This is a genomic window from Alicyclobacillus sp. TC (genome assembly GCF_016804365.1).
Lineage (GTDB): Bacteria > Bacillota > Bacilli > Alicyclobacillales > Alicyclobacillaceae > Alicyclobacillus_I > Alicyclobacillus_I tolerans.
In genome coordinates this window covers 1,479,991-1,504,099 of the sequence record NZ_CP044434.1, presented here as the reverse complement: position 1 = coordinate 1,504,099, position 24,109 = coordinate 1,479,991, and the positions used below count along the sequence as shown (strand labels likewise).

21 protein-coding genes and 2 pseudogenes are annotated in these 24,109 nt (G+C 49.1%); 20 read left to right on the top strand and 3 right to left on the bottom strand.

The features are described from left to right. Positions 1–49: 49 nt before the first annotated feature. Positions 50–766 carry an iron-containing redox enzyme family protein gene (locus tag FY534_RS07380; protein ID WP_072875103.1) on the bottom strand — a complete coding sequence of 239 codons (717 nt, stop codon included), beginning with the start codon at positions 764–766 and terminating at the stop codon, positions 50–52. Between the two features lie 202 nt (positions 767–968). Between FY534_RS07380 and FY534_RS07375 the strand changes: the two genes are divergently transcribed. From FY534_RS07375 to FY534_RS07300, 16 genes and pseudogenes are all read left to right on the top strand, one after another. Further along, complete coding sequence (locus FY534_RS07375) at positions 969–3,950, top strand: beta strand repeat-containing protein (protein ID WP_238413441.1); 2,982 nt, start codon at positions 969–971, stop codon at positions 3,948–3,950. Beyond that, positions 3,893–4,198: a hypothetical protein gene (locus FY534_RS07370; RefSeq protein WP_203114140.1), complete on the top strand. Its 306-nt coding sequence runs from the start codon at positions 3,893–3,895 to the stop codon at positions 4,196–4,198. The genes FY534_RS07375 and FY534_RS07370 overlap by 58 nt, the downstream gene beginning before the upstream one ends. A gap of 83 nt (positions 4,199–4,281) precedes the next feature. Then, complete coding sequence (locus FY534_RS07365) at positions 4,282–4,554, top strand: HU family DNA-binding protein (RefSeq protein ID WP_072875105.1); 273 nt, start codon at positions 4,282–4,284, stop codon at positions 4,552–4,554. Positions 4,555–4,627: 73 nt separating this feature from the next. Continuing rightward, on the top strand, positions 4,628–5,482 hold the full coding sequence (locus tag FY534_RS07360; protein ID WP_129583653.1) for a hypothetical protein: 855 nt from the start codon (positions 4,628–4,630) through the stop codon (positions 5,480–5,482). 67 nt (positions 5,483–5,549) lie between these two features. Beyond that, a complete protein-coding gene (locus FY534_RS07355; protein ID WP_203114139.1) occupies positions 5,550–6,371 on the top strand; it encodes a nucleotide-binding protein in 822 nt (273 codons plus the stop codon). Further along, positions 6,368–6,763: a CpaE/TadZ family protein gene (locus FY534_RS07350; RefSeq protein WP_203114138.1), complete on the top strand. Its 396-nt coding sequence runs from the start codon at positions 6,368–6,370 to the stop codon at positions 6,761–6,763. The genes FY534_RS07355 and FY534_RS07350 overlap by 4 nt, the downstream gene beginning before the upstream one ends. Then, a complete protein-coding gene (locus tag FY534_RS07345) occupies positions 6,751–7,836 on the top strand; it encodes a ParM/StbA family protein (protein WP_238413440.1) in 1,086 nt (361 codons plus the stop codon). Before FY534_RS07350 ends, FY534_RS07345 begins: the two co-directional genes overlap by 13 nt. 58 nt (positions 7,837–7,894) lie before the next feature. Beyond that, positions 7,895–8,512, top strand: coding sequence for an EAL domain-containing protein (locus tag FY534_RS07340; RefSeq protein ID WP_072875117.1), 618 nt, complete (start codon positions 7,895–7,897; stop codon positions 8,510–8,512). Further along, complete coding sequence (locus FY534_RS07335; protein ID WP_072875109.1) at positions 8,509–9,000, top strand: hypothetical protein; 492 nt, start codon at positions 8,509–8,511, stop codon at positions 8,998–9,000. Before FY534_RS07340 ends, FY534_RS07335 begins: the two co-directional genes overlap by 4 nt. Then, the gene (locus tag FY534_RS07330) at positions 8,984–10,222 is read left to right on the top strand and encodes a ParA family protein (protein WP_072875110.1); all 1,239 of its coding nucleotides are present in this window, start codon (positions 8,984–8,986) and stop codon (positions 10,220–10,222) included. The genes FY534_RS07335 and FY534_RS07330 overlap by 17 nt, the downstream gene beginning before the upstream one ends. Beyond that, the gene (locus tag FY534_RS07325; protein WP_072875111.1) at positions 10,186–10,884 is read left to right on the top strand and encodes a flagella basal body P-ring formation protein FlgA; all 699 of its coding nucleotides are present in this window, start codon (positions 10,186–10,188) and stop codon (positions 10,882–10,884) included. The genes FY534_RS07330 and FY534_RS07325 overlap by 37 nt, the downstream gene beginning before the upstream one ends. Then, positions 10,881–12,251 (top strand): ATPase, T2SS/T4P/T4SS family, encoded by a 1,371-nt coding sequence (locus FY534_RS07320; RefSeq protein ID WP_203114137.1) that lies wholly within the window; start codon positions 10,881–10,883, stop codon positions 12,249–12,251. The genes FY534_RS07325 and FY534_RS07320 overlap by 4 nt, the downstream gene beginning before the upstream one ends. Before the next feature lie 14 nt (positions 12,252–12,265). Next, positions 12,266–13,141, top strand: coding sequence for a hypothetical protein (locus tag FY534_RS07315; RefSeq protein WP_203114136.1), 876 nt, complete (start codon positions 12,266–12,268; stop codon positions 13,139–13,141). A 487-nt stretch (positions 13,142–13,628) separates the two neighbouring features. After that, positions 13,629–13,766, top strand: coding sequence for a hypothetical protein (locus FY534_RS07310; protein ID WP_165612025.1), 138 nt, complete (start codon positions 13,629–13,631; stop codon positions 13,764–13,766). Positions 13,767–14,333: 567 nt separating this feature from the next. Further along, entirely contained in the window at positions 14,334–15,347 is a 1,014-nt protein-coding gene (locus tag FY534_RS07305) for an IS1595-like element ISAlis1 family transposase (protein ID WP_072875115.1), read from the top strand. Positions 15,348–15,368: 21 nt separating this feature from the next. Next, a pseudogene (locus FY534_RS07300) lies at positions 15,369–16,076 on the top strand (nucleotidyltransferase domain-containing protein). Positions 16,077–16,409: 333 nt separating this feature from the next. On the opposite strand, the gene FY534_RS07295 reads toward FY534_RS07300, so the two are convergent. Beyond that, positions 16,410–17,156, bottom strand: a complete 747-nt coding sequence (locus tag FY534_RS07295; RefSeq protein ID WP_072875116.1) for a geobacillin-26 family protein — start codon at positions 17,154–17,156, stop codon at positions 16,410–16,412. Between the two features lie 739 nt (positions 17,157–17,895). Between FY534_RS07295 and FY534_RS07290 the strand changes: the two genes are divergently transcribed. From FY534_RS07290 to FY534_RS07280, 3 genes are all read left to right on the top strand, one after another. Further along, positions 17,896–19,533, top strand: a complete 1,638-nt coding sequence (locus FY534_RS07290) for an amidoligase family protein (RefSeq protein ID WP_203114135.1) — start codon at positions 17,896–17,898, stop codon at positions 19,531–19,533. Between the two features lie 68 nt (positions 19,534–19,601). Next, positions 19,602–20,111 carry a gamma-glutamylcyclotransferase family protein gene (locus FY534_RS07285; RefSeq protein WP_203114134.1) on the top strand — a complete coding sequence of 170 codons (510 nt, stop codon included), beginning with the start codon at positions 19,602–19,604 and terminating at the stop codon, positions 20,109–20,111. Continuing rightward, positions 20,059–20,883 carry a hypothetical protein gene (locus FY534_RS07280; protein ID WP_203114133.1) on the top strand — a complete coding sequence of 275 codons (825 nt, stop codon included), beginning with the start codon at positions 20,059–20,061 and terminating at the stop codon, positions 20,881–20,883. The genes FY534_RS07285 and FY534_RS07280 overlap by 53 nt, the downstream gene beginning before the upstream one ends. An 836-nt stretch (positions 20,884–21,719) precedes the next feature. Here the strand turns inward: FY534_RS07280 and lexA are convergent. After that, on the bottom strand, positions 21,720–22,358 hold the full coding sequence (gene lexA / locus FY534_RS07275; protein ID WP_072873093.1) for a transcriptional repressor LexA: 639 nt from the start codon (positions 22,356–22,358) through the stop codon (positions 21,720–21,722). Between the two features lie 219 nt (positions 22,359–22,577). Between lexA and FY534_RS07270 the strand changes: the two are divergent. Beyond that, positions 22,578–24,076, top strand: a pseudogene (locus FY534_RS07270) (DHA2 family efflux MFS transporter permease subunit). The last annotated feature ends 33 nt before the right edge of the window (positions 24,077–24,109 follow it).

Genomic DNA, 24,109 nt, shown 5'->3' with positions numbered 1-24,109 from the left:
ACTTTCGGAATATTTTTTACTACAAATGAAAAAATATTTTGAGATCACGTTAAGCATCTAATAGAAGCATTTCCTCGTGTAAAGATTGATACATGGTAGCTTCTGAACGAGCGATATAGCTTCCTGCTTCCCATTGGATAGCCAATTCTTCGGGCTTAGAATATTGAATTAATACATTTTTGCATAATTGATAATGGCGTGGTTCATGTTCATCTGCGTGACAATGCCAAAATAAAAGTTCGAGGGATTGCTTTTTTTGATAATTTGGATGGCTAAGTCCGGATGCAATTTCCCCCATAATTCTCCCCGCAAACATTTCAGAACCTAGTCCAACAGCGGACATCGCAGCGAGTGGCATTGCTTGATGAAAGAATTGAAGAAAGGTCTCTATGGCAGTCTGAACAGCGTTTCCCATGGGCTCAGGCGGCATACCCCAGTCATTTAGTTGGATATTAGGATCAACACTTTTTAAAAACGTCTTATACAGTTGTTCATGTGAATGACCCACGGCCCCTCTACCCGCTTCATCCCATAAATTGTCTGCTAAAGGCACCCACCAAGAATCGATCGGAGCCATGGCAGAAATGGCTGCGCCAAGTATACGAGGGAAGTGTCTGCTGTAATAAGAGTACTGAATGGCAAAGTGTCGCAGTTGTTTCATCGTGTACTGTCCAGCTTTTAATGTTTGAAAAAAATCGCGTTCTAAAAATTCTTTTTGTACGATGAGATTGATTTCATTTTCGACATCCACGTAATGATTCCACATAAAAATCCTCCATCTTTTTTTACATCCTAGCCTAATCGAAAAAGCGTATTGGAACAAGGAATGAAAGTGTCTCCTACCACTTTGCCCTCCACACTCTCAATGTCAAGTCATGCAGAGAAAGGGGGGCTGTCGAATGTGGAAACGATTTTTACGCCTGCGAAGAGGCGAAGACGAGAAAAGTACCATAACGGGGCTTATGAAAATGACGCTCACGGTACTTCCTATTGTCGCCACGGTGGGGGGCGTGTCGTATGTGGCCTTGTCCACAAGGCACCAGGCACTGACGCCTGCCCGTTCGTTTGCGGCGAAGATTTGGGGCGGCACGTACCAGAACGCCTCTTCATCCGGTGGTGGTTCTGACGGGTCAGGCGGCGGAGTCACCGTAACGAACCCGGCACCCTCTATTTCGGGGGTATCCTGGAATACCACAAGCGGTGCCAGCCCTTCGCTGACGATCAGCGGCAGCAACTTTGTGGAAGGGGCCACCGTAACGCTTTTGGATACCACGGCAGGTTGGCAGACAGGAGCCCAAAGCGGTGTGACACCGAATGCCACATGGATGTCGGCATCGAGTATCGACGTCAGTAGTCTTCAAGGATATGGAAATGGTAGCTTTGTCTTTCAGCCGAATGATGCGATTACGGTGGAAGTGACCAACCCGGATGGTCAGGATGCCAAGTATGACACGACGTATCCGGGTGGGGCAGTGTCGTTGACGCTAAGTGCACCGCAAACCGTACAGGAAGGCGAACCTGTAAACATCACAGGGAGTGTGACGAACAACGGTCAGGGGCTGGCGAATGCCCTGGTGAATTTGTCTGCGACTGGCGGTTCGCTCGATCCGACAGGCGCGTATACAGATAGCAACGGCAATTATGTGGCGCAGTATACCGCGACAACGACAGGAACGTATACACTGACAGCCAGTGCGGACGGAGTTTCCCAGTCAGCAACGGTTCAAGTCGTAGCGCCTCAACTTACCATATCCGTGGCCACACCGTCGTACGGTGCACAAGTGGGTCAAACGTACACGGTCTCCGGGCAACTGACGCTGAATGGCCAGCCGGTGTCGAATCAAATCGTGACGCTTTCGGCCACAGGCACCGACAACGGCGGTACGCTTTTGCAGCAGACGGTTCAAACGGATGCGAACGGAGAGTTTAGCACCGAGTGGACAGCGCCGTCCGATGCTGGCAGCGTGCAGATCGATGCGGCCAGTGGTCAACAGACCGCACAGACAGAGGTCACTGTGGTCGCTCCGCAAATCACAATCACGACGAATGCTCCATCTTCTGGCGCGGTGAGCGACAATACTTACACCGTATCTGGGCAACTCACGCTGGGAGGTCAACCGGTGACCAATCAAACTGTGACGCTTTCAGCCAGTGCTGGAACCCTCGGAAGTACGAGTGTCACGACGGATAGTCAGGGAGATTTCAGCACGACCTGGACGGCACCAGGGACGGCAGAAAATGTGACGTTGACGGCATCGGTGGGTAACGATGCGCAAACAGATACGGTCATTGTCGTAGAGCCGGAGATGAATGTTGCGATCAGCTTGAACGGCACATCCGTACTCCATGAACAGGCCAGTAGCAACGGTACGACTCAAAGCGAAAGCGAACCGATGATCTCGGGTGAAACGTATGATCTGACGGCGCAGGTCACCGATGATAGCGGGAACCCGTTACCGGGACAAACGGTGCAAATGTCGGTCGATCAGGGAACGCTGAGTGAAGCGTCGGCAACCACAGATGCGAATGGCGATATCTCCTTCACCTGGACACCAGCTAGCACCCAAGGTCAGACCTCGGTATCGGCGCAACTGCAACTGACGGTGGATGGACTCACGAATACGGTTTCTGTAACCGTCTATCGGCCGCAATTTCAACTGGTGGTCCAAAACAACGGAGAACCCACTTTGACCGGTGCAACCTATGATCTCTACATCGACGTGATGGCGGATGGACAGAGCGTCGGCAATGCTACAGTTGATGTTTCGGCTTCGGCAGGGAGTCTTTCGGCATCCTCGACGAACGTAGGTTCGAGTGGTAGCAATGATGCCATCCAGTGGACAGCGCCAAACACGGAACAAACGGTGACGCTCACGGCAGAGACGCCCGGAGGAACGGGTGTCTACAGCACGCAAGAACCCGTCTATCAGCCGCAGATTACACTCACGACGAGCGCACCATCATCGGGTGCGGCAGAAGGCGGTAGCTATACAGTATCGGCGCAAGTCACGGCGGACGGACAGAACCTGGGAACTTCAGGTTATCCACTGACGGTCAACTTTGCTGCAAACGAGGGATCCGTGTCTCCGGAGAGCGTGACCCAGCCAGATAGCAGCGGTGATTTTACGACGAACTGGACGGCTCCCAACAGTGAAGGGAATGCCGTTATCACGGCAACGGTGGGCACCACCAGCGCGAGCCTCACCGAGCCGGTGGTGGGTACGACACCAGAGGTAGTCGATAGTTATAGTGTGGAAGGTTCAGTGCTCCTGGTCAATGGAGATACGCTCTATACGGCGGGAACGAATCAAATTTTTGCGTATAATGCCAACAACGGCACACCAGAAACCACATACAACGGTCTCCCTTATCCCCCTGTATGGTTGGGTGAGGTAGGCGGACTTTTCTATGAATATGGTATGGAAAACAGTGGTTACGGTGGATACAATGATGACAATTTTGAAGTCGCTACGATCAATTCTCAAACGGATGGGGTCGATGGTTTTGGTTATGGAAGCTCGGATCAAAACTACAGCTTTACGCCACTCTACGCTGCTGCATTGCCAGGAGAAATAGCTTATTCCAATGTATACGCGACGGAAAATGGTTCTTATGTCACCATGCACTATGGTTTGACTCTTGAGACGACAAACTATCAATACCCAAACGTATCTTTAACACCGCCTGCTTCCACCGTCACCTATGGTCCTTATTTTGGATTAGCCGCTGTCAATGGGAACTTTTATACGGTGTTTCAATCGAGTCTTCAGTCTTACAGTCAGACCAGTCACCTGGACTGGGCTGAAATCAGTCCGGGCGGCGCGGTGTTAGGGAAAGGCATGATAGGAAGTGTGAACCAGGGAGCTTACAGTCCCCCTCTCAGGATGCTGTCATGGCCAAAGGCAACGGTGGTATCTATATCACGGGCAGTCAGGGAGATTGGTTTCTGAACACAAGCAACAACCAACTCACCCAGTTATCCACAACCGTAGACAATATTCTGGCTGCAGGAGATGGATTTACCTTTTATGCGAATCTCAATCAGTCGACGAGTACAACCATTCAAGTAGAGAATGCCAACAATACGATGAGTTACGGCGGCGTAACGATTCCAGGGGGAGTCGCCTCAGCCGTGTACAACAACGGTTATCTGTTTGTCTTAACAAATCAGGGTTCGATCCTGACAATCCGCCCCTAAAGTCCCCTTGTTACCTCGTTTTCGCCTTCGCCTCCTTCCAGGGGAGAAGGCGAATTTTTTCATCAGAAAGGTGACGAGCATTGATGACCAAAGAAGAATTGCTTCGTGAAGTGGAATCTCGGTGTGGAGAGAAATCAGCCGTCGTGCATCGCGTGGTACAGGCGCTCATTGAAACCATGAGTGATGCAGTGAGTCAAGGTGAACGAGTCCCTCTGGTGCCGTTCGGCATTTTTGAGCCGGTGGAACGCGCGGCTCGCTTATGTCGAAACCCGAAAACGGGGGAATTCATGGAAGTCCCAGCGTATCAAAGCGTGCGCTTCAAACTGTCGAAAAAGCTGAAAACGCGGGTGAACTAGGATGAAGGTGTACCTGGAACTGGCAGACAAGACGATGGAAACCTGGGTTAGGAATGTCCTGGGAGAAACGAGAGTGACGGAAGCGCGAGAGAAAGCTAGCCATATCCTCACAACGGTGTTAGAGACGGCAAAAGAGGGCGTCCAAGCGGGGAAAACGGTGGGTTTGGTGGCCAGAAATGCGATAGTGGCCCGTGAGGGTAAAGCGCTCGGATGCCAGGTGATTGGGTCTGCACAGAGCATCGATGCCGTAAAGCTGTTGGCCTGGCTATTTGGGGACGCCCCTGTATGGCAAACGTCACAGACAGTGACCGTGCTATCCGAGCCTGGCGCAGGTGGGTCGTTTGTGGCCTGGAATCTGGCGGCGGCACTGCGGCAAAAGGGGATGGACGCGGTATTGGTTGCACCCCCCGCTTCTCCTGTCCATCACTGGGGGCAATCCTCTTCCTGGATTGTTACCAGTGCTCCTGCTGAGGCAGCCGTGCGTGTGTTGGACGGAAGTGGGGTCTCCGGCACCTCGATAGAGCAGGCTGCGCAGCGGGCGCTTTTGCAAACGGATGCTGTCATCTGGGTGACCGATTCGGATCCTGCGCGACAGACGCCCATAGAAGGTGTGATTTGGATGGTCAATCGTTGGCCTGAGGAGGAGGAGATCCCTGACGGTGCGGCGATGGTGTTCCCGGACTTTGGGCACACAGCCTTTGTCGCGATGCGCGAAGGTCAAGCGGTGTCCGAACGAATCTCTGAATTGGCAGAGGCTTTGTCAGGCGGTCTCCTTTCCTTTTGGGGAATGGAGGCGACTTCATCACCTGTCGACGAGGCGATGAAGTCTACCCAGGAAGAGGATACACAAGTGCAGGAGGAAACAGATTTCACATGGGACGAAGCGGAACCTGTGTTGCCGAAAGACGGGTTTGACTGGGAGGGGTGAAAGAGATGCCGAGATTGAGTGCAGAGGCCAAACTTACGCCGGAGATGGAAGAGGGGAGGGTGACATCTTGATCGCGCTCTTGGTGAAAGAGGACAAGGCCAAGGAAACGCTGGCGGAGCTGACGATTCTGGGGGACGTGGTGCGGGTACAGAAGATGTCAGAGTTGACGCGTGCCCGCGAACAAGGGACGCTCGAATGGATTCTGGTGGATGAGCGTATGGGGATTCAGGAAGCCGTTCAGACGAAGTTTCCACAAGTTGTGGTAACGTCGATTTTACCGCCAGGGGATGTGTTTGTGCTCCTTGCAAAACAGGAGCAACTGGATTCCAGGGTCAAAAACGATGCGGCGAATGATGCGAATGAATGGATCGAGTGGACAGAAGCGGTAGAAGAGGGAGAATTGGCGGTTTCGGATACCTGGGTCAACGCACCATCCACGCCGCTGCGGAATGGACAGGAATCACCGCGTGAAGTTTTGCGCCGCACGGAGGAAGCATTGGTTTCCAATCGGCTCATGCCCGCGATGCCAGAGCCACCCCAAGCCCCCGCGTTTTTTCGTCGACGAGGCACCCCGCTCATCATGCTAGAAGGCCCCAAAGGTGGTGCGGGTCGTTCGACCGTGGGGGCGCATATGGCGCTGTATGCGGCATTGCATGGCAAAAGAGTGACCATTGTGGATTTGGATGTCAACGGGGACATTTCAGAGAAATTTGGCTTTTTGCAAAGTGCGGATGTACGCGGCTGGCGCGGGGAGATATGGCTGCCGCTGTTGCGGATGGGATCTGTCATGTCCATGAAACAGGGGTTCATCTCATCCCCAGCCCCCAGAGCCGGGATATTGTCCTGTTTGATCCGGATGATGCCTTGTATCTGGTGCAACTGGCGATGAGTGAGATGGATCTGGTTTTTGTGGATATGCCTCAGGGCTGGACACCTCTGCATCGACTTTTGTTGCCCTTGGTCAGTGAGGTGGTCATGGCCGTCAGGACCTTGCCGGATTCTTTGGGACGAGTGGAAGAACATGCGGAAAAATTGGTCATGGCGAAAGTCGAACCGGACAAGGTATCCGTCGTGGTGAATCAGGCGAGAAAACGCTCCGAACTCAAAATCGTTCAGCCGCTTTTGACGCCGTATCAGCCGCGTGTGCTGGTTCCGTATGATCGCAAGTTAGAAAAGCTCGGCGGTTTGCATGGAAAAAAACTTTCTCTCGCTTGCAAAGACTGGTGGGACAGCAGTTTAGGTTTTCAAAAGTCAGTGAAGAAAGGGCGATGGAAACGATGACGGTCGTGGGACTGGATTTGGGATATGGGTATGTGAAAGCGACGAACGGTGAACAGGACATTCTCTTTCCGCTGGATTTGGGATATGGGTATGTGAAAGCGACGAACGGTGAACAGGACATTCTCTTTCCGGCGGTCGTAGGGGACGGATTTGAGAGAACCACGATGTTGGGGGATGTTGTGCCTTATGAGGTGGTTTTGGAAACGGGGCAGGGGAGGCGGCATCTCTTTTTGGGCGAGTTGGCCGAACGAGAATGCCTGGATGCGATTGTGAATTTGTCGAGCCGAAAACATGAGGATGAAGATACGGAAGCTTTGGTTCTCACTACACTAGCGCTTTTGATGCGAGACGAGGGAGATGCCCCTCGCGTGGTGACTGGCTTGCCACTTGCCCACTATGCTTTGCAAAAAGAGTCCCTGCAACAACGTTTGGCTCATATGCAGGGCGCGGTGACGGTGGAAGGTCGCAAGCTCAAGGTCTCAGCTGCCTCGGTTCGTGTGGTTCCGCAGGCAATGGGAGCGATGATGGCAGGGCTTTTGGATACCCGAACGCTCAAGCCTCGCGACGAGGCGTTGCTTCGTCATGGTGGATATCTGCTATTGGTCGATATCGGTACGCGCACCACAGGTTTTGTGGTCTTTGAGACGAGACCGTTTCGGTATGTGGAGAGCTTGTCGGGCTCGGTCGATGTAGGCGGGCATACATTCATGCAGGAGTTATCCCGTTTACTTGGACGTGTGGCGGGGGAGAGTCCCTCCTTGTCGGATCGGGCGTTGTATCAGGAACTCTTGGAGACAGGCAGCGTCTTTTTCGGCGGCAGGATGCACACCTTGACGGACGAGGTGGACATGGTGCGCCAGAGAGTCTATACCGCTGTGATGCGAGAAGTCATGGCGAAACTGGGGGCGCAAACACTGGGCAAAGTGCAGGCGGTGTTTTTGGCGGGGGGTGCTGGAGCAGGGGCTGCACGTTATTTTCAGTCTCACTTTGCCCGTGTGGAGGTTCTGCCGGATGCGCAAATGGCAAACGCAAGAGGATTTCGCCTCTTTGATTTGGCCACGGAACTCTCTTGATATGGCTGTGGCGTTGACCAGCCCTTCTCTCTTTCCTGAAAAGAGAGGGGGCTTTGTTTTGGCTTTGTGGCATCAAAGAATTGTCGATCCCGTGACGGGTGGACAGGTAGGACTAGAAATTCTTTTGCATCACGCGAAAGAAGTGTTGGAGATTACCCACAGTGCCGGGACGCTGGTGGAAACGGAACAGTATATTTTGCGGGAAGCCTGGAAACGCGCCCGGTCTTCGCCGCAACTCCTGGTGTTTGTCAACGTCACGGCGGAAACGATGGCAGCGGAACGATTGCCTTTTTGGCCGGAAGACTCTCCGCGTAATCTGGTGCTGGAGTTGACGGAGAGCCGCAGTTTTGATGCAGAAAAAGTGGAGAGGTGGTTGTTTCCCTATCGGGAGCAAGGATTGCAAGTGGCACTGGATGACTTTGGAACGGGTTTCAATCAGTTTGAACGATGCAGTTACTTGCGCCCGGATTTTCTAAAAATCAACTGGATGGGCCACGAAGAAACGATGCGGGCAGCCCTGTCCTTTGCGAAAGAAATGCTCTCTCGCGTCATCCTGGAGCGTGTCGCCACAGAGCGACAGGCCGAGTGGGCTAAACGCCAGAGTGTGGGATTGGTGCAGGGCTACTTTTACCACCGCCCTGAGCCGCTTTCGCCATCGGTGGTGATGATTCCATGAAGGTGGCGGTGGAGGGATTTGGGCAAAGTTTTCTCGCCTGGAATCTGGCAGGATGTGTGCGCGGTGCATGGATTTACGCGGATCGGGACGCCCCGTATCGGTTATGGAATCGGGTGATACCTGTGGCTGAACGGTGGCTGGATATTCCCATTGAAGCGCCTGTGGTGTTCCTAGATCACGCAGAGCCGGAAGTGGCACCCGATGTTTTGATTCTCTCTGCCGCGCCAGACCCTTTGTCTGTGTGTTCTGTACGCTCTCGCCTGGAAAGAGCGCGAGGAAAGACGGTATGGGTCATGAACGGATACGAACGGGAAGTGGGGAAACCTTGGCCGTTCGGGGAGCATGAGGTGCCGCTGGCTACAATTCCCTGGGATGAGCGAAACGCGACGTCCTATTTGATGGGGAAGCCATTGACGATGCGCGATCCATCGTTTCGGCGGCACTGGATGCCGATATTGGAGGTGCTTTCACTTGTGGATTTGGTTTGATCGGGACGTGGCGCGAGGGAAGAAGATGGAACAGGTCTATCGGCAAAAAGGTTATCCCGTGCAGACGCTCTCCAGGGAACAAGACTTTCCGAAAAGCGGTATAGAACTGGTCATCCTCACGCGAAAAGAGGACGCGGGGATGGCGGCACAACTTTCTTCGGTTTACGGTGTACCCGTGATTCTGAGCGTGCCGGGACTGAAACCTGACGTGCCGCCGGAAGGCTGCGCAGAGATGCTGCCGTATCCGCCACATCCGGCATATCTGGAAAAGTGGGCCAAGCGAGAAGAGCGTGCGCTGGATGCGCCGAAAGAACCTTCGTCCGCGCTGAACCCTGCAGGTGTTTCTGCCAACGATCTCATGGAACAGATGATCCGCCAAAAAGCTTCGAAACAAACGTTTTCCTTGCGGGGGCAAACTGTGCCTTTTGTGGAACCTCTGCGCCCGCTAGCGAAACGAGCGACGATTCTCACGATCACCGGAGTCAAGGGTGGAGTGGGCAAAAGCACGTTTTCCATTTTGTTAGCCAGAAACCTGCATCAGAAGGGCCAACGGACCGTGCTGGTCGATTTGGACAATATGGGAAATCTGGCGAGACTCCTGCGTGTCGATCCCATCGTTTCCACGGATCGGTTTGAGGTACTCTCCAATACGCTCAACGATGCGGAATTGGAACAGAATCTGATTCGTACAGGGTATGGTTTTTGGGTCATTCCGAAAGGTCAACGGCCTATGGGACTTTCAGCAGATGGCACTCGAAGACTGATGTATCTGCTCTCGCGGTATGCGGACACCGTGATTTTGGATACGCATCCTAGCCGCATGGTTTGCACGGTGGAAGCCATGCGGGAAGCGGATGTCGTCCTTGGTGTGACCGGGACGGATCGGAGCACCTGGGCGGAAATTCGAGATTTTTTCAGTCTGACGGAGAAACCGGTGCATCTGGTGTTGAGCCGTACACGGGAAAAACCGGGTGTACTTCATGAGATTTCGCAGATTTTGGAGAGCCAAACAGGCTACCCGGTGCTGGGTTATGTACCGGAAGACGACAAGCTCTTTGAGGAAGTGCAAGCGGGGGAAATGTTGATGGGCAGTCCGGCTATTGAGACGGCAATGAAACAGATTCGCCTCAAGTTATGGCGGGAGGATGCGCAAAAGACGGAGACGGAAAAAGAGGGGATGCGGACATGGCGTTTCGGACGCTCAAAAGGCACACGTACTTGATGCTGAGTGTAGGGTTGGCCTTTGCGGCAGGTGGATTGGCCTATGTAGGGTACAACCGGGCGGTGCAATCGGTGCGTGTGGTGACGGCTTCACAAAACCTGGCACCCGACACCGCTTTAACGGCAGGTGATTTCTCGACGGAGACTGTGCCTGTGGCACTGGCTCGGCAATTGCACTGGCTGACGGACAAACAGATGCTGGTCGGGCGGTATTTGCAGGTAGGCGTGACACAAGGTCAACCCATTTCCACGACGGATGTGGCCGGGCAAACCGACATTCCTGCACTGCTGGCCTACTATCAGGCGCATGAACATCAAAATGGTTTAGTCGTGGCCTATACGCCTTCGTCGGTACTGGCGGACAGTGTGGAACCTGGTCAGAACATTGCGGTCTTTTATACGAAACAGGAGCCGAACAACCAGAGTACAGAAGCTCTGGTGGGACCGATTCGGGTGCTGGCCGAGGTGCCGGGGAAGACGCCAGTGTTCATCTTGTTCCTCACGTATCCTGAATTCCAGTTGGTGGGAGAAAGTTTGCAAAATGGGCAGGCGCAAATGACGTTGGCCACGAGTGGCGTCCCGATGATGGATGGCAGCACGAACACAGGTGAAGCGGAGGCTTCGTCCACGGCCAAGTCGTCGAAAGGCGGGAAAAAGGGATGACGGGTATCCTGGAAGAACTGGAAAAACTGCAACAGGAGTCCGAAGCCTATTTTGCCGAAGATGAAGCCGTGCTGGAGCGGCAAAAAGAGGTAGAGAAAGAAACCCGGCGCCTCATGGAGCGGGTTCGCGAAGAGAACGAATGGCTTCGCAACCTGCCGCCCAGGCGCGAGGCCCATGCGTATTTAGGAAGGCTGGCCGGGCTGATTCGCATTCCCGCGCGGTATCAGGAAGAAGCGATTCAGGAAGTTTTGAACAACATGTATGGCTATGGCAAGCTTCAGGCGGTGATGGACGATCCGTATATCTCGGATATCATGGTCATCGGCGGCACACAAGTCATTGTGACCCGAAGAGGAGAGCGAGAAGTGGTACCGGGGCTGGTGATGCAAAACGAGGAAATTGTGGATTTTGTGAGCAAGAAACTGTCGGGTACGACGTACAAATTTGATTTGGCCAATCCGCGGTGCGATGCGATGTTGGCCGATGGGTATCGCATGCACGTTCGGGGCGGGGCCAGTGCCTGGACCGTCAAGGATGAATTTGGGGTCATTCTGCCCAGAGAGTGCATGTTTTTGACGGTTCGCAAACCGCTTTTCAACTTCAGCCTGGAGCAACTGATGGAACTGCGAATGCTTTCGCCAGAAATGGTGCAACTTTTTGCTCTGTTTCCTACGCTTCACTATAGCTATGTGGTGGCCGGTGGGACGGGGAGCGCGAAGTCGACGCTTTGCGCGGCCATACTGGGTCATGTCCCAGAAAACGAAGTGGTTGGGATTGTCGAAGAGATGCCGGAACTTCAGCCGCTTTGCCGATGGTCGGCGAGACTCTATAACAAGGGAGCTAACGCAGAGGGCAAGGGCGAAATCACCATGTTAGACTCTATCGCGGATACGCTGCGGATGTTTTTCGATCATGTGGGCGTGGGTGAAATCCGCATGGAGGCCATGGCGTATGCGTTTTTGCAAGCGGGGTTATCTGTGACCGGACATACGTTCACCACGGTGCATGCTCCTCCGCAAGCGCAGGGGATCGTCCAGCGTATGTGTTTACTCGCGGCAGGGGCACCGCAAAAACCTGCGATGTCGACGGTGGCGAACATTTTCACCAGCGTGACGCAAGTGGTGATTGGTTGTGAGCGAACACGCTTTGGCAAACGGGTGGTGGAAGTGTCTGAAATCTATCCCTACGATCCAAGTACGAAAACGGTGCCGTTTGTCCGTTTGGCGACCTGGAACGGTGAAAAGGATGTGTTCGTGTTTCATGGCATGACGCCGCGCATGGTGGAGCGTGCCAAACGACAAGGGATATCGTTGCCCGATTTGCCGATTCAGAAAAATCCTCAGTTTGAACAGGTGTATTTGGGCTAAGGAGGCCAAGCGAGATGGCGCAGTGGATTGCGTTTTTGCTGTTTTTTTCAGCGCTCTTGGCTTTTGTGGACAAAGATTTGGCGAAAGCGAGACAAAGGGCGATTTGGCAACAATCCTTTCAAAGTGAGGTCAGGCTTCGGGATGTGGGGCGAGCCTGGACAGCAGAATGGTGGCGAGAAGCCAGGATTGCAGGCGTGTCGGTGAGAAACGCGATTTTAGTTTCTGCTTTCATGGGGATCTTGGTGGCCGCTTTTCTTTCTATAGGCGTGGAACAACCTGCGCTTGCTCCGTTTGCGGGGGGCGCTGTTGGCTTTTGGTGGTTTCGTGTGAAAAGCCTGCATGGGGCGTATGAAAAGTACCAACAGCAAATGACGACAGCGATTCTGGATGAGGCGATCCCGATTGCGGTTCACTCCTTGAAAGCGACAGGGCGGTTGGAAGTGGCTGTGGATGAGGTCGCCAAGTTGGCGAAACGAAAAGCGGTGCGGGCGTTGTTTGGCGAAGTATCCGAGACGTGGAGGCAAAAGAGTTTAACCCCTGCTGAGGCCTTGGTTCGCGCCGCCAGAGAACGGGATGTGGAGGTGCTTTTAACGCTGGCTACGATGACGCGCGATGCGGCAGACTTCCAGCCGGACTATGCCGAGATGTGGTTGGGATACCGGGAGCAGATGTTGCAGATTTTGTATCATCAACGCCGTGTCGCGGCGCGGACGAGAGTCAGTAAGCGAAATGCTTCTATTTTTGTCTATCTGGTAGGCTCTTTGTTGCTTCTGGCATATCCTCGCATGGGACGGTTTTTGACGTTTCAAACGCGCGTTGGATTTTGGCTTTTGTTGCTGGTGATGGTGGGGGTATGGTTCTTATCTATCGGATGGCGGCCAAAGCGTTGAAAGAAGTCTAAGCCTTCGCTCTCGTTGCACTTTGAATTTCTAAGTCTTATTCTGATACGAACAGAGCTCACCACGCCTCTCAACGATGCGGACCAGGGTGAGCCGATTTATTTTGTTTGGCAAGGATTGTTATGACTGAACTAAAACCGGCTCAAACGTACGAAGAACAGCTTGCGATTCTGAAGTCACGTGATGAACACGCATGAAGAAAACAAAAATGCTCACTTCAGTAACGAGATCAAATAGAGGAGTGGTTTAGGCCATTTTTTCTGGGTTCATAAAGGTTTTTTTAAGATAGGTATACATACTATGCGTTTTGGTTCATAAATAATGAATGTTTCGTGACATATGAGCGAAATGTTGCAATGAGCGATCCAGGCTGTAGAATTCCTGTAGGGAGGGGATACACATGTCTGGCGTTCAAGCTAGAAGGGACGATATAGACTTTCCGAATTTGGAACTGCATAAAAATTGTTGAGCATTCTTCGTGAAAATCCAGAAAGTGATTTTAGATGAAGAATTGCTTCGTGAAATCGTTGGGACAATGTTAAGCACGATTAGACAGTTAATGCGTGAAAACCTTGAGGTTGCAAAAAAAGGGCAAGCATATAACAATCAATGTTAAGAGCATTACTTCATCGGAAGATTTTTTGGGGACTGCCGAATTAGTGGCTCAATTTGGGATGAGTTAACAACAAGTGCGTCGCTGGTGTGAAGAATGGAAACTCAAGGCCCAACGTACACTAGGTGGAATGTGGAAGATTTTTGCATTGCAGTTTGAAGGCGTAGGGATTTTAGCTCCGAAGGAAAAACGTAGTCATAGAAGGATTGAGAGCGTAGCTGGGGTTTGGAAGGATCCAGTAACGCCAAGAATTAGAAAAGAGGTGTGACTAACGGCATATCTTCTTATGTTTTATCTAATGGAAAAAAGTTCGCTGGGTTAGATCTTATTCTATATAAATTTCATATTCAGACTATTCGAGCTATCAGCAGTTATGAGTGTATTTCTAAATACCCCATTTTAAAAGAATTACTTAGAAGATTATCTCTTGGTTACCATTTCTCTGAGTTGTACTCGGGTTGATTCTTACACTTAGTGTTTATAATAAAATTTAGCTCTTTTCGTATAGATTGTTGCTCATTGGACAATAATGTATAATGTTCGACAAATCTCGTCCGAGGAGCGGTTTCAATGGGTTGGAAGGACCTGTACGAAGACTTTGATGAATTGAGCCAAGGCGAAAAACTCGCCCTGTTTGAAGCCATTAAGGACACGCTTTTCCCTGAACCTCGGTTAAAGTTGGACAAGGTTGCGGAAGAAATTCGTGACAGTCGATTCAGTTCGGGATTGGCTTGTGTTCATTGTGGGAGCAAGACGGTTAAACGCAACGGCACCTACCGTAGTCGTCAAAGGTATCTGTGCAAGGACTGCGGGAAGTCGTTCAATGATACAACTGCAAGTCCTATTGCAGGAACACGATACCCTGATAAATGGCTAAAATTCATCGAGTACATGCTGGAAGGTCTGACGTTGCCCAAAATCGCTATGGTGCTCCACATACACGTATCGACGGCGTTCTATTGGCGTCATAAGGTTCTGTACGCCCTTCGCTCGCTTGGTCATGATGCCCTGAATGGCATCGTTGAATCGGATGAAACCTTCTTCTTGGAATCCCACAAGGGTCGAAAGCCTGTGACCTTCCGAAAGCCACGAAAACGTGGCGGTGTTGCGAAGAAACGGGGTATCAGCAAGGAACAGGTATGTGTTGTGGTCGCCTTAGATCGAGATGGCGACGTTGTTGCTCAAAATGCTGGTCGTGGTCGAATCACGGCGACTGAAATCGATGCTGTATTGGGTTCACGCCTTGCTCCAGGTTCCCTGCTTTGTACCGACTCCGCAAAGAATTACATGGCGTTTGCAAGGATGAAGGGGCTTCATCACGAAGTAATCAATGTACGTAAAGGCGTGTATGTTCGAAAGGGAATCTACCACGTTCAGCACGTAAACGCATATCACAAACGATTAAAGAAGTGGATGGAGAGGTTTCAGGGGGTTGCCACCAAGTATCTGGACAACTACCTGTTCTGGTTCCGCTTCTTAGAGCGATACAAAAACCTGTCGCCATACGAAGCGAAGCGATCTATCCTTCGAGATATGTCAAGACGGTCCAACGCTGTTACGGTTGAGTTTCTGCGTGCGGTCTAAGTTAGGAGGAAACGAGTAGAGGTGGATGCAATTGAGGCTGCAAAGCACTTTATTCAATCCCATTTCCCAAGTTGCCGAGCGGCAGTATTGGCTGGGAGCGTTGTAAGAGGCGAAGCGACAGATACTTCTGACCTCGACATTGTTGTTTTCGACGACAGTATCAGTTCTGCATATCGAGAATCATTATTTCAATACGGGTGGGCAATTGAAGTGTTTGTTCACAATCTGAAGTCCTATAGGGATTTCTTTGAGAGCGATTGTAAACGAGCACGTCCTTCTCTACCGAGAATGGTACATGAAGGAATTGTCTTAAAGGACTCAGGAATCATCGATAAAATCAAATCCGAAGCGGGACAACTTCTTAAAAACGGTCCCGCTCCATGGTCATCGGAGACTGTTGCAATGAAGCGATATATGCTAACCGATACATTGGATGATTTTATTGGTTCTCTCAGGTCGGATGAAGATTTGTTCATCGCCAACACATTGGCGGAAGCCATACAAGAGTTCTTTTTGAGAACACATCATCAGTGGATCGGGGCTTCCAAATAGATTGTGCGGACATTAAAGGAATACGACGAAGTGTTTGCGAGTGAGTTCATTCATGCTTTTACGACCTTTTATCAAACAGGAGACAAGGATGAAATAGTGCAACTCACGAACAAAGTGTTAGAACCTTTCGGTGGGCGATTGTTTGACGGATTTTCACTTGGAAAACAGAAGGCATAACCCTTTCTATCAGTGCTATGCCTTCTATGAACAAGTGTCTTGTTGAAAGCAACAATATTTACGAAAAGAGCCTAAAATTTACATATTAGAAACTAAAGTAAATAAACTCACAAATAATTATTAAACATATGAATATTCCTAATAAAGATATATTACGTATAATTCGGCTGACACTTTTTATTAAAATGAGAATAAATAAAAGCAAAATTATAACCCATAAAATAATCGATATGAGCATTCCTACACTCACTAGTAATCACCTATCCGGCATTAAATTTAAGAGGGGCACCTTTAAAATATATGCGCCCCACCTTGTTCAATACCTAATATAGATTAGGCTCCAGGAATTTGATAAAAATCTACAACGTCTGTGTGGTGATTAGTCCACGCTTGAGCAGCTTCGTATGCTGCTCCAATTGCAAATCCCGCGGCGACGACTACACCAACGATAGCACCTACGCCAGTTTCAGAGGTAATAACCGAAACTAATGCACTAGATGCACTTAAACCTGTAGCTGCATAAAATGCATATTCTGATTTTTCTGTAGCAGAAACAGCATTCCAATAATTATTTAGAACGCTTGAGTTGTTGCTGGTTTCAGCTCCCGACCAGTACGCATAAGATGTATTGTTAGAGTTAATCGCAACCATCCAATACTGGGTAGAACCGCTAAAAATGCTGTCTTGAGCATAATCTCCCCACCACTGTTCTGAAACCCGCTCAGAGATGTAATTGGGACTAATAGCAGTGCTTTTTTTAGTAGCTAACCCAGAATTTAAGTCTGTCAAATTAAAAGTTTGTTGTGTATTATTTGAATTTAGAACGGTCATTGTTTTAGTAATCTTATTGTATGTTACAGTAGTAGTCTGCCCGTTTACAGTTACTCTTACTACGTTATCAAAAGGGTTTCCATTAGACATCTTTTGAACATATATTGCATTCCCATTGACTGAAAATGATTGTTTATTTCCAACAGCATTAAGTTGTGAAGTACTAGCATATGCAGATGGAATATTAATGCCTATCATAGTAGATAGAGCAAATACTCCGCCTACAAATTTTTTTAAAATAGTTTTCACCTCAACACCTCCAAATATTTAAAATATATAGAAATTTACTCTATTTTATGGATAACTTCATATAATGTCAATATAATGGATGCCCCTGAAAATAGAAATAAAAAGTTTTAATATTCAGTCATATTTACTGTTGCTCCTGCTATATCCCACTCTTTTGTATATTCTCGTAACGGTCTTTTTTCTTCAATACCAATTTACCCTTCTTCCAACGTTCGTATTGCTCTTGGCCACGCGCATTTTCTTATTCGATAATTCCATCGCATAGGTGACTCGTAGCCTCATTTGCAACAGAAACTGCAACTTCTTCTTCGTAGCAGCCATAAACTGACGATTAGAAAATCGTGGACTATCCGTTTATGATAATGCAGGGACAAAAACATTTTCAGTGGGTTCTCCCTGCTGATCAAACCATGACCGAACCTATTCTACAGCCGTGCTTTACCGGAACTGGCAACGCCAGTGCCAAGAACCCCCTCTTGGTCATCTTCATCATATCCAGCAGAGCCAGTTGGTCAGATAGGTTTTATGTCGTATCGAAGTAAACTGCTTCTGGTCTTTCAGCTCAATCTCGTGTAGTCTTGACTTTCTAGAGGCATTCTCCTTTCTGTTAGCCCAAACCCATGACAAAAGGGATAGGGAGACTCTCACTTTCAAATTTCCACGAAATTCTGGAAAACGCCCACTTGATTAACGTAGACACTTGCCGCCCCCTCTTTCCCTGGGGAAGGAGGGGTTTTTCATGACGATTTGTGCCGTATGTCACAGGGGTTTGTCTAATCAGGTCTCGGTCTCCAGAGGAACGGGGCCAGTTTGTGATCGGAATGTACGGTCCTATCTACAGGTCCTTATGACCAGCGAGATGGCAGATCGAGCAAGAACTTCGTGGGCAAGGCTGCGCGGAGAGCCAGTCGGGATGCGAAACCGTGCTGTGGAAGCGGCCAGGACGCGGTTTTTGGCGCGAGTGCACAGACAAGAAATCATTCCTGTTCAAACGGGTACGGTAGACATGGAAGACGCCAACTCTAGGCGCAACGCAGGACAGACAGAGATTTGGTTTGAACAGTTTGAAGATGGCATGCTCATTGCTCATTCGGGCACGAATGAAGATTATGTCGTGGTAGCCGATCATACAGGGGAACATGCGGTCAGTTGCAGTTGTTCAGCCTATGCGTTTCATCGAAACCAACCTGCTGGAACGCCGTGTCGACACATGCGGGCCTACAATGTTTTGGGTCGTCATACAGAAACCGAGACAGCGCCTTCGGTAGACAGCGTGGTAGGACATCGAGTGGAAGGCGCTCCAATGCTCATGCAAAGGATTGTCAATGAAGAGATGGCTGTAGAGCAGGAACGTGACACAGCCTTGCAACAGTGGCATGAAAGGCACCAACATGATGGTATCTTGATGAGCGAGAACGACGCCGCATGGCAAGACTTGAAAGCACGAGCGATGTCTGGCGCAGGTTCCTTTGAAACCGAACAGGTACTGGATGGATCGGATACCACGTTTGGCTTTGAATTGGAAGTGGAATTCGCAGATAGAGGAGCGTTTCAGCGAACGCTACAACGATTGAAGGCGGAAGGGATCACGGATGTACCGATGCTTCGTGGGTATCACAGCCGTGGAACAGAGGGCTACTGGAATCCTACACGAGATGGCAGTTTGGAAGAACCAGCTGTGGAACTGGTTTCCCCCGTACTTCGGGATACGCCGGAAAACTGGAGAAAGATCGGAACCATGATGCAAATCCTCCATGAGTCTGGAGCACTTCGACAAACGAACCATACCGGTCTGCATATTCATATCGGAAACGACAAGTTGGATGATCGCGGGTATCGCTGGCAGCGTTTGGCGCGAACGGTTGCAGGATTTCAAAGCTGCTACTATCAGATGGGTGCGGCGCGGCACTCGGAAGGCAGGCCTGCCAATCATCGTGGGATAAACTACACTCGACCGCTCCACTTGCCTCACTTGCAAAGATTGCGCCGTACCGATACGGCTGTGGAAGCCTCCAAAAAAATCATTGGCGAATACCGAAATCGAATCGGAGATCGTTATTACATGATCAGTACGCATAAGCAAGCCCATGCCGGTGTGCCCACCGTAGAGTTTCGCTATCCCAATTCCACGCATGATCCCGTCATTTTACAGCGTCAAATCCAATTGGCGCACGCCACCATTCTGCAATCGGCCTATCTGAGAAAACACATGCCTGGTGCAGAGCGCTTGCCTAAACTCTTTGCCCATGATACAGGACCGGAGATGAACACCCTTTCTGAGGATAGAGAAAAGAGATTTCGTCAGTATCTTGATACGCTAGGTTCGGATCGTTTGCGTCTCTTGTCGACACAATTATGGGTACGCGGAAGGGCTTGACAATGATTTCCACATCCTGTATCATAAATTCCAGAAAATAGAATATATGAGAATGGGAGGTGGATCATATGTTGTACTTTGCGTATGGCAGTTGCATGGATGAAACGGATTTTGCACGGACCTGTCCTGGCGCTTCCAGGTACGGACTAGGAGTTTTGAGCGGTTATCGGCTTCGCTTCAATGGCTATTCGGCAAGTCGCAAAGGCGGCATCGCCAACATTGAACGAAAGCCAAGGGAAGAAGTCTACGGTGTGCTGTGGGAAGTCACGCCAGCGATGCAAAAGCGTCTGGATCGCCGAGAGGGAGCGCCGTGGTTTTATCGACGGATTCCTGTGCAGGTGGTCACGGAAGACGGGGAAAGAGTGCGGGCGTTCACGTATGAACTTGTGCAACCGTATCTTTGGGACGTTCGTCCACACCCGCACTACTTGTACCTGTTGATGAGAAGTGCACCGGAAGAAGCCGTATCCGCGATATTTCAGATATTGCGTAATATTCGTTGCATAGAAACGGAGGCGGATGAGATTGACGATACCTGTGGAAGAGAGATTCAACCGTTGGCAGAAGCATTTTTTTAGGCCGCTGGAAGAGGATAGACTGGCGGAGTGGGAACTGATTGCCCAGTTTGGCGAGGAGCCGCCTGTGGAGTGTCATTCCATTACAGGGCTGATTTCCTGGTTGTATGGCGCAGTGTATTCAGGAGATGAAAGAGAAGACACGCAATTCTTTTTTCGCTACCATATTGTGAAACCTTTGCATCAAAACTGTACAATGTGGGGACAGCGTTCGCAGATTTTATACGGGCCTGCGGTGATTCACGACAATACGGTTCCCCCGCCGTGGGCAAGTGAAGAGGAACAGGAAGAATGGGAAGAGATGGAGTTTTCGGATGAGCCGCCTGTAGAGTGGAACATTCTCACGGAACGCACGTTGATCCGGTCTTTGCTTCAAAACGGTGCCTTGCGGCTCATGGAACGCAAGGATGCCTATATTCTGAGAGCAAATGCTGACATACGTAAACGAACTTGCGGAGATTGTGGGGCGTGCCGTTTTCTTGTGGAAGAACAGGGAAGAACGATTTGTCAGGCACAACGGCAATGGACGGGCGCGGATGCTGAGTATGGGCAAACCTGTGGTGATTTTTCACCGAAATCCAATGGAAGCGTAAGTGATCAGTATATCCGTATCGATGCAGAAGACGTCTATTTGCCGCCGTGGACGGTGCAGACGTACTTTGGGTTAGGTGATGAGTCGAGAAAAGGGAGTCGGCTGGACGCATCGTGGATCACAGAGATGAAGGAACAGCTGCACAACTATGAAGTGTATGAACGAGATCACGGTAACGAATGAGTAACGAAAAAGTAACGAATTTGTTCCAAACTGAGCAAAACCTCTGAACATAAAAAGTCCAGAAAACCCTGATAAAACAAGGTTTTTCTGGACTTATGGATACATGGTGATACAACCGGGAATGTTCTAGTATGGAATATGAAATCAATACCTGGAGTCGCTAATCCACTTTCCAGTGTACAAAGTACACTTTCTAATCTAACAAGCTCTTTGACAAATGCTTTAGGCCAAGGGTCTCAACAACTTGGGAACTCGCTGGGAAGTGCATTAAGTCAAGGAGCAAACCAGTTGAGTAGTTTGAGTTCCTCAGGAAGTAGCTCCAATCCAGTCAATCAGCTGGGAAGTGCATTAAGTCAGGGAGCAAACCAGTTGAGTAGTAGTCTAAGTTCCTCAGGAAGTAGCTCCAATCCAGTCAATCAGCTGGGAAGCGCATTAAGTCAGGGAGCAAACCAGTTGAGTAGTAGTCTAAGTTCCTCAGGAAGTAGCTCCAATCCAGTCAATCAGCTGGGAAGTGCGCTGAGTCAGACATCTGGCTTATTGGGCTAACTTTTGTATGTAGGATATGGGCAGCATGCTGTCCTAGTTTTATAAATTTGCTGCCCATTCTATGATGTGATTTTAAACGGTTTTCAGACTTTTATTCATTCATGTTTATGAGTTATGAAAATACTTTATATAAAGTTCTAAACTTGCTTCAGTATTCTTTCTGAAAAATCATATAACTCAAACAGTCGAATATCAAAAAAGTTATCTTGATTTTTAATCGAATAAGTGGCTTTTCTATATGATGTAGAAGTAAATCGTAGTTTATATTTTATTGTTCATAAAATATAAAGTCATGAAAGAGAACGATATAACCCAATTACTTTTCCTAAAATATTTACATGATTGAAATAAAGGGGTTGTAGCGAAGAGTTTTCTGGTTGAAGTCGAATTCTGTTCATTTCTCTAAAAAATCTTTTTACAGTTGCTTCTTCATCATCCGTAATTGCTACGACAATATCACCGTTTTGAGCAGTTGACTGTTGGCGAATAAAAAGTAAGTCTCCATCCATAATACCAGCTTCAATCATGCTGTCACCTTGAACCTTAAGTAAAAAAATTTGTTCAGGAGAATGATACGTATCTGGCAAAGGGAAATAACCCTCTATATGCTCTACAGCTGTGATGGGTTTACCAGCGGTTACTTTTCCAATAATGGGAGCATAGTAAATTGCAGAAGACGATTCCCAATTTGCTGAAGTTTTTTTCGCGATTTGAGTATGCTTCTTTAATAATTCGATTGCACGAGGTTTAGTTGGATCTCTTCGTAGATATCCTTTTTGGCTTAACCGTTCTAAATGACCGTGGACGGTTGAACTAGAAGCGAGTCCTACTGCCTCTCCGATTTCTCGAACGGATGGCGGATATCCATTTTCTTCTATACATTTTTCTATAAAATCAAGTATTTCTTTCTGACGTTTGCTAATATCCATCGCTACAAAACTCCATTCATGCGTACATTCTAATCCTAAGCATAGCATAATATTCTTTGGATGCAAACATATGTTCCGGTTTGTTGGATTGTGTTGAAAATCAAAAATATTTTGGCGTTTTATTCAATCATGTAAGAATTTTAAATGACATTTTCAAGGCCATAGTCATGTACAAATCATCTATTGTCAAACCTAGACCGCTCAAGTTACTATAAGTAAATGTCTTTCCATTTGAAAGGATGGTGTTTTGTGGCGCAATCAGATATAAGATTGAAGTGGTCTATACTTGCAGCTGTTACTTTAGTTTCGTTTATAACGAATGTGGATGCCACAATTGTCGTTATTGGTTTGCCCCGGCTTATGTCTGGTCTCCATATTTCAGTTGTAACTGGACTTTGGACGATTACGTCGTACATTATCACCAGTACGGTTTTTCTTCTTCCTGCAGGTAGATGGTCGGACCTCATAGGTACTAAAAAAATATTTATAGCTGGTCTTGCAATTTTCACAGTGGCCACGTTTTTATGTGGTATTGCGAATTCTGGAAGTGCACTCATTGTATATCGTTTTATTCAGGGAACAGGAGCTGCATTAGCTCTAGCCACTGCCACACCCATCATTGTTAAAGCGTTTCCTGCTAATGAACTTGGTAAGGCGTTGGGATTAATTCCACTTCTTGGGTAATAGGCTCTATCGTAGGACCTGTTGCAGGTGGCGCGCTGATAAACGCTTTTGGCTGGCGCTCTATTTTTTTTGTAACCATTCCATTTGCCATCATAGGCATGATTGCCGCTATGATCGTACTTCGTGCGGATGTGTCACCTAAGCAACAGGTCAAATCAGATTGGCTTGGTATGATCACGTTTGGTCTAGGGCTTGTAGGATTGCTTGTGTCACTTTCCGAAGGACAGTCCTGGGGTTGGTTATCGCTGCGCACTCTTGGGTTATTTGTTTTGACGCTGGTACTTTTCATATCGTTTGTTTGGATAGAATTACGTGTGAAAGCGCCTCTATTTAATCTCTCGCTAGTCAAACATCGTCATTACTCAGCAGGACTTGGCGTTACATTCAGTTACTCGATTGGTTACTTTGCAACAACGTTTCTGTTAACGTTGTATTTGCAGGGTGCGTTGCGTTTAAGTCCCTTGTCAGCAGGTTTGTTGTTGATTCCGTTATCCGCACCTCAGCTTGTGATGGGACCATTAGGTGGGGCAGCGGCTGATCGTTTTGGGCCGGCACGGTTGGTGCTTGTAGGGGTGTTCTTTTTGGGGCTTGGAGTGTATTTCCTAGGCAGTCTAGGCCCGCAATTGAGTGTAATGGCAATCATTCTTCCACAACTTTTGATGTCTACTGCTAATGGTCTAGGGTGGCCGGCGCTTACAAAGGCCGTGCTTTCATCTGCGCCTCGGGAACAGACCGGTGCTGCTTCAGGTATGTTTTATACGTTTCGAAATGTTGGGATGTCATTGTCACTGACATTGGCGTTAGTTGTTGCAGAGGTCAGTGTGCCACCCTCTGTTGCGTCGCAAGCGTTTCTTGGCACGGCAGGCGTTTTAAGTACAAATATCAAAAGCGCCCTGGTAAATTCAACGGATAAAGGTTTTCAATTCTTTATTTTATTCTATGCCATCGCATTTATATGTGGCTTGGTTCTGTTACGTCCTCATCGTTCTGGACAAATGAGCAATTCTACTGTTTCAACACAAAAACAAGCATGAAGACATCAGATTCGTATCTAAAATAAATTATAG